We start from the raw sequence: 10560 nt of genomic DNA, 5'->3' as shown, positions 1-10560 counted from the left end.
GTAAGGGCGGAAGGGGCCATAAAAACAAACAAAATCAAATGGATAAGTTCACGTAAATCAGAATCAAGAACTGGAGTCATCCCGCCCAGCACTCATCTCCTGCAAATACCGCCGCGACAACGTCAAGAACCGAGGCGTAGGCCCCACATCCTCATACACCGGATCCCCCTCTTCATCCGTGGCAATCACCTGCTGCCCCCGCACATACGGAAAACTCGCTTCCAGCTCTTCCAGCGCCGCCCCCACCAGCTCACCGAGCAATTCCTCCGGCCGCCGCTTCGGATACATGTACGCCAAGGCCGCCAGCCGTGCCGACGCCTCCACATCCAGATGCAACTCAACGCCAGTGGGGCTCAACTGACCCTTGGCACTCTGCTCCCACTGCTCGACCAGCTCACGAATCTTCATGACACCCTCGCGCAAATCCATGGACATACCTTCAGCGTAGCCACCTCCCACCCATTGCTCCGCCTTGAAAGCATGACCGGTACTGGGGCACTCTGGCCCCAGAGCTGTTTTCCCGAATGCCGGAGACAAGGCTGATGACCGATATCGATGTGCGCTTGCGTGAAGATGTTCACTTGTTGGGCGAGTTGTTGGGCGACACCGTGCGTGAACAGTACGGCGAAGCCTTCCTGCAAAAGATCGAGGCTATCCGCCGCAGTGCCAAGGCCGACCGCAGCGGCAGCGCCGAGCAACTGAGCTCCAGCCTCGACGACCTCGACGAGAACGAACTGCTCCCCGTGGCCCGCGCCTTCAACCAGTTCCTCAACTTGGCCAACATCGCCGAACAGTACCAACTGATCCGCCGCCGCGATGCCGACCAGCCCGAACCTTTCGAAGCACAGGTACTGCCCGAACTGCTGGCCCGGCTCAAGGCCGCCGGCCATAGCAACGACGCCCTGGCACGCCAGTTGGGCAAGCTGAGCATCGAGCTGGTGCTCACCGCACACCCCACCGAAGTCGCCCGGCGCACGCTGATCCAGAAGTACGACGCCATCGCCGAACAACTGGCCGCACAGGACCACCGCGACCTCACCCCCGCCGAGCGCGAACAGATCCGCGAACGCCTGCAACGCCTGATCGCCGAAGCCTGGCACACCGAAGAAATCCGCCGCACCCGTCCCACCCCGGTAGACGAAGCCAAGTGGGGCTTCGCGGTCATTGAACACTCACTCTGGCAAGCCATCCCGCATCACTTGCGCAAGGCCGACAAGGCCCTGCACGCCGCCACCGGCCTGCGCCTGCCGCTGGAGGCCGCGCCGATCCGCTTCGCCTCCTGGATGGGCGGCGACCGTGACGGCAACCCGAATGTCACCGCCAAGGTCACCCGCGAAGTACTGCTGCTGGCCCGCTGGATGGCCGCCGACCTGTTCCTGCGCGACATCGATGCACTGGCCGCCGAGCTGTCCATGCAGCAAGCCAGCGAAGCGCTGCGGGCCAAGGTCGGCGAATCCGCCGAACCCTATCGGGCACTGCTCAAGCAACTGCGCGAACGCCTGCGGGTCACCCGTAGCTGGGCCCAGGCGGCGCTGACCACGACACAGGCGCCAAGCGCCGAAGTGCTGCAAGACAACCGCGAGCTGTTCGAGCCGCTGCTGCTGTGCTTCGAGTCGCTGCACGCCTGCGGCATGGGCGTGATTGCCGACGGCCCGTTGCTCGACTGCCTGCGCCGCGCGGTGACCTTCGGCCTGTTCCTGGTACGCCTGGACGTACGCCAGGACGCCGCCCGGCATGCCGGCGCCATGAGTGAAATCACCGAGTACCTGGGCCTGGGTCGCTATGAGGACTGGGATGAAGACGAACGCATCACCTTCCTCCAGCGCGAACTGAACAACCGCCGGCCCTTGCTGCCCAGCGACTTCAAGCCGCAAGCGGACACCGCCGAAGTGCTCGCGACCTGCCGTGAAGTCGCTGCTGCCCCGGCCGCATCGCTAGGCTCCTACGTCATCTCCATGGCCGGTGCCGCCTCGGATGTGCTGGCGGTGCAACTGCTGCTCAAGGAGGCCGGCGTAAGGCGGCCCATGCGCGTGGTGCCGCTGTTCGAAACCCTCGCCGACCTCGACAACGCCGGCCCGGTGATGGAGCGCCTGCTCGGCCTGCCGGGCTATCGCGCCGCGTTGCACGGGCCGCAGGAAGTGATGATCGGCTATTCCGATTCCGCCAAGGACGCCGGCACCACGGCCGCCGCCTGGGCGCAGTATCGGGCCCAGGAAACCCTGGTGCGCATCTGTCGCGAGCAGCAAGTTGAACTGCTACTGTTCCACGGCCGTGGCGGCACCGTGGGGCGTGGCGGCGGCCCCGCGCACGCGGCGATCCTGTCGCAGCCACCGGGCTCGGTGGCCGGGCGCTTCCGTACCACCGAACAGGGCGAGATGATCCGCTTCAAGTTCGGCCTGCCAGACATCGCCGAGCAGAATCTCAACCTGTATCTGGCCGCAGTACTGGAGGCAACCCTGCTGCCACCGCCGCCGCCACAACCGGCCTGGCGCGAGCTGATGGACCAGTTGGCCGCCGATGGCGTCAAGGCCTATCGCGGCGTGGTGCGGGACAACCCCGAGTTCGTCGAATACTTCCGCCAGTCCACGCCAGAGCAGGAACTCGGTCGCCTGCCGCTGGGCAGCCGCCCGGCCAAACGCCGCGCCGGCGGCATCGAAAGCCTGCGGGCGATCCCGTGGATCTTCGGCTGGACCCAGACCCGCCTGATGCTGCCCGCCTGGCTCGGCTGGGAGGCCGCGCTGAACAATGCCCTGGCCCGTGGACAAGGCCCGCTGCTGGCCGAAATGCGTGAGCAATGGCCGTTCTTCCGCACCCGCATCGATATGCTCGAGATGGTCCTGGCCAAGGCCGATGCCGAGATCGCACGCTCCTACGACGAACGTCTAGTGCAACCGGAACTGCGACCTTTGGGTGCGCATCTGCGCGACCTATTGTCGCAGGCGTGCCAGGTGGTACTGGGTCTGACCGGGCAACCGGTGCTACTGGCGCACAGCCCCGAGACCCTGGAATTCATCCGTCTGCGCAACACCTACCTTGATCCGCTACATCTATTGCAGGCTGACCTGCTGGCCCGCTCTCGCGGGCGCGAAGCCGCTCTGGACAGCCCTCTGGAGCAGGCATTGCTGGTAACTGTGGCGGGTATTGCGGCGGGGCTGCGCAACACCGGTTGAGGCCTGCACGGGGAGAGCAGTCGGGGCTGCTTTCCCCCAGGGCAACAACAGGCAGCACTGCCGGGGAATCCGGTTGCGCCCGGCGCAACCTTGCCCCCAAAGGGTCACAGGCAGCGGCTTTTTCCAACTTTCGACCGCTTGTATGGTCCTTGTGTGCTGTGTATCTTGAGCAGCCTTTTGACCAAAATCTTGGTCATGACCCGATTTCTGGGATTGGCCCAACGTGGCGAATCCATTGATTTGCTTACAAAAAAATGAGGAGCACAAGATGCGCGTAATTCTGCTGGGAGCTCCCGGGGCCGGTAAAGGTACTCAGGCAAAGTTCATCACCGAAAAGTTCGGTATTCCGCAGATCTCCACTGGCGACATGCTGCGTGCTGCGGTCAAGGCCGGCACCCCGCTGGGCCTGGAAGCCAAGTCGATCATGGACGCTGGCAAGCTGGTCTCCGACGAGCTGATCATCAACCTGGTCAAGGACCGCATCGCCCAGGCTGACTGCAAGAACGGTTTCCTGTTCGACGGCTTCCCGCGCACCATTCCCCAGGCTGAAGCCCTGGTGACTGCCGGTGTCGAGCTGGACGCCGTGGTTGAAATCGCCGTTGCCGACGAAGAGATCGTGCAACGCATCGCTGGCCGTCGCGTTCACGAAGCCTCGGGTCGCGTCTACCACGTGGTCTACAACCCGCCTAAAGTGGCTGGCAAGGACGACGAGACCGGTGACGACCTGGTACAGCGCAAAGACGACACTGAAGAAACCGTGCGTCATCGCCTGTCGGTCTACCACGACCAGACCAAGCCGCTGGTGGACTTCTACCAGAAGCTCTCGGCTGCCAATGGCGGCAAGCCGAAGTACAGCCACATCGAAGGTGTTGGTTCGGTTGAAGCCATCACCGCCAAGGTGCTGACTGCGCTGAGCTGATCCATCCCTCGGATGTGCAGAACAACGGCCCGCTTGCGGGCCGTTGTTGTTTATAATGCCGCTCTTTTATCTTTCGCCTGGAACCCCCGATGACCACCTTGCTGGCCCTGGATACTGCCACTGAAGCCTGCTCCGTTGCCCTGCTGCATGATGGCAAGGTGCTTAGCCACTATGAGGTGATCCCGCGCCAGCACGCGCAGAAGCTGTTGCCGATGATCCAGACCCTGTTGGCTGAAGCCGGCATCGGCCTGTCTGCAGTGGATGCCATCGCCTTCGGCCGTGGCCCGGGTGCGTTCACCGGTGTGCGAATCGCCATCGGCGTGGTGCAGGGCCTGGCGTTTGCGCTGGAGCGCCCGGTGCTGCCGGTCTCCAACCTGGCCTTGCTGGCCCAGCGCGCCTATCGCGAGCATGGCGCGCAGCAGGTGGCGGCCGCCATCGATGCTCGTATGGACGAGGTGTACTGGGGCTGCTACCAGGCCGACGCCGGCGAAATGCGCCTGCTCGGTGGCGAAGCGGTACTGCCACCTGAGCAGGTGAGTGTGCCGGCCGGCGTCACTGGCGACTGGTTCGGTGCAGGCACCGGTTGGGGCTATGCAGATCGCTTGCCAGTGTCGGTCACGGGCCAGGATGCCAGCATGCTGCCGCATGCCCTCGACCTGCTGACCCTGGCCGGCTTTGCCTTCGCCCGTGGCGAGGCCGTACCGGCCGATCAGGCCCAGCCCGTCTACCTTCGCGACAAAGTTGCGACGCCAAAAAAACCGTAGGTGCATTTGGTCGGTTATCGCCAAACAAAGTAAAACCTTTTGCCTGATCTGTGGTCCAGTTATCACTCAGGCATTTGCGAAGGAACTCAGGTGCCGCTAAATTGCCATCATTGGTCCTGAGTAATCTTTCATGCGTATCGACGGCTTTTCCTCACAGTCTTACCCGATCAAGCGCCCGCTGCGTAAAGCCCCGGTGCGTGATGATTCGGTGGACGTTGAAGAGGACCTGCCGGGCGAATACGAAGTACAGCAAGCCAGTACCAGTACCAGTGCCAGCCGCAGCGGTGGCCTGCCGGCCCGCCCGCAGGACATGATCTTCCCCCGTGTGCGTGACAAGCGCACCAAGCACGCGCTCACCGCCTACCTGACCACCGCAGGCTTTGTCGACTGGGACATGGAAGTACTGGGGTTGGACCTGTACATTTGAGGCATGAGCCTTTCAACCTTTCCCTATTTTCTTGGTTGCCCGTCCTGGAGCGAAAACGCCTGGCGCGAGTACCTGTATCCGGCTGATGCGAAAACCGGCGATTTTCTCGGCCTGTATAGCCAGGTGTTCAATGCGGTAGAGGGCAACACGACCTTCTATGCGCGCCCGGCCCCCGCAACCATCGAGCGCTGGGCGCAGACCATGCCCGCGCATTTTCGCTTCACTGCCAAGTTCCCCGGCGACATCAGCCATGGCGGTGACCTGCGTGCGCAACTCACGGCCGCACAGACCTTCATCCAGTTGCTCAAGCCCCTGGGCGCGCGTGTTGCGCCGTACTGGCTGCAGCTGCCGGCAAGCTTCGGGCCGGCGCGCCTGGGCGAGCTGGTGAACTTTCTCGATGAGGTCGGTGTGCCGATTGCGGTAGAAGTGCGCAACCAGGCGTTCTTTGCCAGGGGCGAGGAGGAGCGCCTGCTCAATCGTCTGTTGCTTGAGCGCGGCATCGAGCGCATCTGCCTCGACCCGCGTGCGCTGTTCAGCTGCACCACGCAAACGCCAGAGGTGCTGCACGCGCAATCGAAGAAGCCACGCGTGCCACCACGCCCCACCGCCTTCAGCCAGCACCCGCAGGTGCGCTTTATCGGCCACCCGGAACTTGCTGCCAACGAGCCGTTTCTACTGCCATGGTTGGACAAGGTAGCGGCCTGGATCGAGGAGGGTCGCAGCCCCTATGTTTTCCTGCATACTGCCGACAACCGCTTGGCCGCAGCCCTGGCCCAGCGCTTTCATCGCGGCCTGATGGAGCGCCTGCCCGGCTTGCCGGCCTTGCCTGAACTGGACAGGGCGCCAGAGGTCGAGCAACTGGGCCTGCTCTGAGCGCACCTGCCGCCTGACCGGGAGCCGTGACCATGGATGTGCAAACCCTGCGTGCCGAAGCCTTCAAAGCCCTGCATGAGCGTGCTGGCGCCTTTGTCATACCCAACCCCTGGGATGCCGGCTCCGCGAAGCTGCTGGCGAGCCTGGGCTTCGAGGCGCTGGCCACCACCAGTGCGGGCCTGGCGTTCTCGTTGGGGCGCCCGGATGCCGAGGGTGCGATGAGCCTGCCGGAGACCCTGTCCAATGCCCAGTCCATCGTCGATGCCACGGCCTTGCCGGTGGCGGCGGACCTGGAGAACTGCTTTGCCGATGACCCTAAGGGCTGCGCCGAGGCCATCGTGCAGGCGGCGGGTGTCGGGCTGGTGGGGGCCTCGATTGAAGATGCCAGCGGCCGTGCGGACGATCCGATCTACAGCTTCCATCATGCGCTTGAGCGGGTTGAGGCGGCGGTGGCTGCGGCGCGCAGCTTGGCGTTCCCGTTCATGTTGTGCGCGCGTGCGGAGAACCTGCTGCATGGGCGCATGGACCTGGATGACACGATCAAGCGCTTGCAGGCGTTCGCCGAGGCCGGTGCTGACGTGTTGTTTGCCCCGGGTTTGCGTACGGCTGAAGAGATTGCGCTGGTGGTGCGGGCGGTCGCGCCCAAGCCGGTCAATGTGGTGATGGGCTTGAGTGGTGTGCGCTTGAGTGTGGGGGAGTTGCAGGACCTGGGCGTCAAGCGCATCAGTGTGGGTTCGTCGCTGGCGCGGGCGGCGTATGGTGCGGCTTTGCGCGCGGCGCAGGGCATTCACGATGAGGGGCATTTCGACTATGCCGAGCAGGCCCTGGGCTTTGCCCAGCTCAACGACCTGTTCCGGCGCTGAATGGTTGTCGAGGATGTTGTAGCCGCTGCCGTCAGGCTGCGCTGGAGCCCGTGAGGGCTCCCAAGGGCGGCGCCTGCGTTGCAGTCGAGCGCAGCCTGGCGGCAGCGGCGACGATCAGGCAGCGATACGTACGTTGTTCAGCACCACCGGCCGTGCCCATTGCAGGTCGAATTCCAGCGCTTTCTGCTGCTTGACCAGGGTCGCCTGGTCAATCGGCTCCGGCGCCTTGTCCAGCAGGTCCATCTCGAACTCGGCAATCGGCAGGTGCAATGGATAAGCCTGGCCCGCAGGGCCCGGCTCCGGCAACGGATGCCCCTGGCTCATGACCACCGGGCGTACCCAGCTGTTGCTGATATCCAGCTGACGCTGCTGCTCGATCAGCTCCACCGCACTGAACGGCGGTGCAGGCTTGTCCAGCAGCTCCATCTCGAATTCGGCAATCGGCAGGAACAGCGGCTCTGGCGGAGCCACCTGGGTTTCATGCACATCGCACAGGCGCTGGCTGTGGATCTGCGCCAGGGCCTGGCCGCCGGCCACTGGCTCAGCGGTCGCGACATCCATGCTCTGCAGCGTCGGCAAGGCCTCGGCTTTGTCACCCTCAACCGCCTGCTGCTCGGCCAACGCCTGGGCGTAGAACGCCTGCCACAGGTGGCTGGCGCCGCCGTGGGTCTGGACGTTGTGCCGGCTGAAGTCGCCAACTGGCGACAAAATACCGGGGGAGAGTTGAAGAATGTCAGTCATAACAGTCGAAGGCTGTCCGGGTCTGGCAAAATAGCGAGTAACTGGGTTATCGGCAGCGGCCGACGATCATTTAATTTTTTTGAGTGTGGAAAGTCATGGTGGAGCAACAGGCGGATGGCGGGATTCGGGTCGAGGCGCTGACCGCTGATTATCAGGCGCAAGCCGAGCAGTGGGCAGCCCGCCTGGGCCTGCCCTTGCAGGACGACGCGGCAGCGTTCGCCGTGCAGGTGGGCGACGACGGTTTGCAGATCCAGCAACTCGGCCCGCAGGCACCAGGCCCGGTACGCGTGGACTTCGTCGAAGGCGCGGCGGCGCATCGCCGGGTATTCGGTGGCGGCAGCGGGCAAATGATCGCCAAGGCCGTCGGCATCGCCCAGGGCGTGCGCCCGCGGGTGCTCGATGCCACGGCAGGGCTGGGCAAGGATGCCTTCGTGCTGGCCAGCCTGGGCTGCGAGATGCAGTTGATCGAGCGCCAGCCGCTGGTGGCGGCCTTGCTCGAGGACGGCCTGGCGCGCGCGGCGAAAGACCATGAAGTCGGGCAGATCGTCGCGCGCATGCAGTTGCTCAACGGCAACTCCATCGAGCGCATGCGCAACTGGGAGGGCGAAGCACCGCAGGTCATCTACCTCGACCCGATGTTCCCGCACCGCGACAAGAGCGCGCTGGTGAAGAAGGAAATGCGCGTGTTCCGCCCACTGGTCGGCGACGACCTGGATGCCCCGGCACTGCTGGAGGCCGCCCTGGCCCTGGCGACCCACCGCGTGGTGGTCAAGCGCCCACGCAAGGCGCCGATCATCGACGGGCCCAAGCCGAGCCATAGCCTCGAAGGCAAGTCGAGCCGCTACGACATCTACCCGAAAAAGGCCCTCAAGGCCTGATCACGGGCGATAGGCGCTGAGGAACATGGTCACCACTTCGCGCACATGCGCCTCGGCGGCCTCGGCATCCAGCGCCGGGGCATAGCCGAGCAGCAGGCGGTAGTTTGCAGCCCCCTTGAGCAGGCAGAAGAAATGCTCGGCGGCCTTGGCCGGTTGCTCGATGTGCAGCAGGCCACGCTGGTCAGCGCGCAGCAGCAACGCCTCCATCTCGCGCAGGACCCGCAACGGGCCTGCCTCGAAGAAAATCTGGCTGAGCTTGGGGTCCTGGGTGCCCAGGGTCATGATCAGACGGGTCAGCTTCACCGAATGGTCGCTGCTGATCAGCGCCTGGAAGCCGCAACCAATCTTGAACAGCACCGCCTCCAGCGGCACCCCCTCGGGCAGCTCGAAGATCAGCTCCGGCAGTTGCGCCGTGCAGGTGGCTTCGATGGCCGAGACAAACAGCGTCTCCTTGTCGGTGAAGTGGCTGTAGACCGTGAGTTTTGAAACACCTGCCGCTGTCGCGACTGCATCCATGCTGGTGCTGGCATAGCCATGGGTCAGAAACAGGGCCTTGGCGGCGTCGAGGATGGCCTGGCGCTTGACCAGGTCCTTGGGCCGGCCGGGGCCGATGGAGACAGCGGAAACATTGGGCATAAGAGTGGTGTGCAGTTGTGACAAGTGGACAGGGTACATCGCCGGGCTGCGGCGCGTGGGCAAATCTGGGCGTGGCTGGTCGGGAATATCTCTGAGATATCCGCTTCCCGCTATCGGTTCGCTGATTTAATATACCCGCCAGTATAAATATTCGAAGTGTCATTTGCGAAAGGTCCTCCATCATGTTGCGCCTCGCCTTGCCCCTCGCTCTGCCCCTTACGCTGGGCCTTTTGCTGACCGCTTGCGGCCAGGAAAGCGCACCGACCACCAGCATCCGCCCGGCCATGGTGGTACAGCCGCAGCCGGCCACGGCGGCGGTCGACAGTTACCCTGGCGAGGTGCGCGCGCGCTTCGAGCCGGAGTTGGCGTTCCGCATTGGTGGCAAGGTCAGCCGACGGCTGGTGGAGGAGGGCCAGCGGGTCAAGGCCAACCAGGCCCTCGCCGAACTGGACCCGCAAGACGTACGCCTGCAACTGGAGGCCACGCGGGCCCAGGTTGCCGCCGCCGAGGCCAACCTGAACCTGGTCAAGGCCGAGCGTGATCGCTACAAGACCCTGTTCGACAAGCAGATGGTCAGCCATTCCCAGTACGACAATGCCGAAAACCTTTACCGCGCGGGCCTGGCCCGGGTCAAACAGGTGCGTGCCGAATTCGATGTGGCCGGCAACCAGGCTGAATATGCGGTGTTGCGTGCTTCGCAGGATGGCGTCGTCGCCAAGCGCCAGGTTGAAGTGGGGCAGGTCGTCGCCGCAGGGCAAACGGTGTTCACCGTGGCTGCCGATGGTGAGCGCGAAGTCCTGATCAGCCTGCCGGAGCAGAATTTTGGCCGCTTCAAGGTTGGCCAGCCGGTCACGGTAGAACTGTGGTCGCAGCCAGACGCGCACTTTGACGGGCGCATCCGCGAACTCTCGCCGGCCGCCGACCCGCGCTCGCGCACCTTCGCCGCGCGCATTGCCTTCAGCGCCGGCAAGGTCCCGGCAGAGCTGGGGCAGAGCGCCCGGGTATTCATCGCGCATGCCGAACAGGTGCCGCTGGCGGTGCCGTTGTCGGCGGTCAGCGCGGAGAACGGCCAGGCCTATGTCTGGCGGGTCGATGGCAACAACACCCTCAAGCGCGTGCCGGTGCGTCTGGGTGCCTACGGTGAGAAGACCGTGCCCGTGCTGGAAGGCCTCAACGCTTCGGACTGGGTAGTGGCCGCCGGCGGCCATGTGCTGCACGAAGGTGAACAAGTGCGACCGGTGGACCGGTCCAACCGTGTGGTGAATCTGGCGGCCAAGGAGTAAGTCCCG

The 10560-nt window shown here is 64.3% G+C and carries 11 protein-coding genes; 8 read left to right on the top strand and 3 right to left on the bottom strand.

Annotation, left to right across the window (positions count from 1 at the left end; translation table 11 throughout):
* Positions 1 to 63: 63 nt before the first annotated feature.
* Positions 64 to 408, bottom strand: a complete 345-nt coding sequence (locus M5G11_RS06505) for a pilin assembly protein (RefSeq protein ID WP_273908820.1) — start codon at positions 406 to 408, stop codon at positions 64 to 66.
* Positions 409 to 542: 134 nt separating this feature from the next.
* Here M5G11_RS06505 and ppc point away from each other — a divergent pair, with 134 nt between their 5' ends.
* The 6 genes from ppc (at position 543) to M5G11_RS06475 (ending at position 7016) form a co-directional block, all read left to right on the top strand.
* Complete coding sequence (gene ppc, locus M5G11_RS06500) at positions 543 to 3170, top strand: phosphoenolpyruvate carboxylase (RefSeq protein WP_273908639.1); 2628 nt, start codon at positions 543 to 545, stop codon at positions 3168 to 3170.
* A 268-nt stretch (positions 3171 to 3438) separates the two neighbouring features.
* The gene (adk, locus tag M5G11_RS06495) at positions 3439 to 4089 is read left to right on the top strand and encodes an adenylate kinase (RefSeq protein ID WP_273908641.1); all 651 of its coding nucleotides are present in this window, start codon (positions 3439 to 3441) and stop codon (positions 4087 to 4089) included.
* Between the two features lie 89 nt (positions 4090 to 4178).
* Complete coding sequence (gene tsaB / locus M5G11_RS06490; RefSeq protein ID WP_273908645.1) at positions 4179 to 4853, top strand: tRNA (adenosine(37)-N6)-threonylcarbamoyltransferase complex dimerization subunit type 1 TsaB; 675 nt, start codon at positions 4179 to 4181, stop codon at positions 4851 to 4853.
* Positions 4854 to 4983: 130 nt separating this feature from the next.
* Entirely contained in the window at positions 4984 to 5280 is a 297-nt protein-coding gene (locus M5G11_RS06485; RefSeq protein ID WP_273908646.1) for a hypothetical protein, read from the top strand.
* A 3-nt stretch (positions 5281 to 5283) separates the two neighbouring features.
* Positions 5284 to 6153: a DUF72 domain-containing protein gene (locus tag M5G11_RS06480; RefSeq protein ID WP_273908648.1), complete on the top strand. Its 870-nt coding sequence runs from the start codon at positions 5284 to 5286 to the stop codon at positions 6151 to 6153.
* 32 nt (positions 6154 to 6185) lie between these two features.
* A complete protein-coding gene (locus tag M5G11_RS06475; protein ID WP_273908651.1) occupies positions 6186 to 7016 on the top strand; it encodes an isocitrate lyase/PEP mutase family protein in 831 nt (276 codons plus the stop codon).
* A 114-nt stretch (positions 7017 to 7130) separates the two neighbouring features.
* Here the strand turns inward: M5G11_RS06475 and M5G11_RS06470 are convergent, their stop codons facing one another.
* On the bottom strand, positions 7131 to 7757 hold the full coding sequence (locus M5G11_RS06470; RefSeq protein ID WP_273908652.1) for an energy transducer TonB: 627 nt from the start codon (positions 7755 to 7757) through the stop codon (positions 7131 to 7133).
* A gap of 95 nt (positions 7758 to 7852) precedes the next feature.
* Between M5G11_RS06470 and M5G11_RS06465 the strand changes: the two genes are divergently transcribed.
* Entirely contained in the window at positions 7853 to 8635 is a 783-nt protein-coding gene (locus M5G11_RS06465) for a class I SAM-dependent methyltransferase (RefSeq protein ID WP_273908653.1), read from the top strand.
* Here the strand turns inward: M5G11_RS06465 and M5G11_RS06460 are convergent, their stop codons facing one another.
* The gene (locus M5G11_RS06460) at positions 8636 to 9271 is read right to left on the bottom strand and encodes a TetR/AcrR family transcriptional regulator (protein ID WP_273908654.1); all 636 of its coding nucleotides are present in this window, start codon (positions 9269 to 9271) and stop codon (positions 8636 to 8638) included.
* A 182-nt stretch (positions 9272 to 9453) separates the two neighbouring features.
* On the opposite strand from M5G11_RS06460, the gene M5G11_RS06455 reads away from it, so the two are divergent.
* The gene (locus M5G11_RS06455) at positions 9454 to 10554 is read left to right on the top strand and encodes an efflux RND transporter periplasmic adaptor subunit (protein WP_273908655.1); all 1101 of its coding nucleotides are present in this window, start codon (positions 9454 to 9456) and stop codon (positions 10552 to 10554) included.
* The last annotated feature ends 6 nt before the right edge of the window (positions 10555 to 10560 follow it).

The organism is Pseudomonas fontis, from assembly GCF_028656955.1.
GTDB classification, from domain to species: domain Bacteria; phylum Pseudomonadota; class Gammaproteobacteria; order Pseudomonadales; family Pseudomonadaceae; genus Aquipseudomonas; species Aquipseudomonas fontis.
Note: the sequence above shows the minus strand (reverse complement) of the source record. Positions and strands in the feature narration are given on the sequence as shown.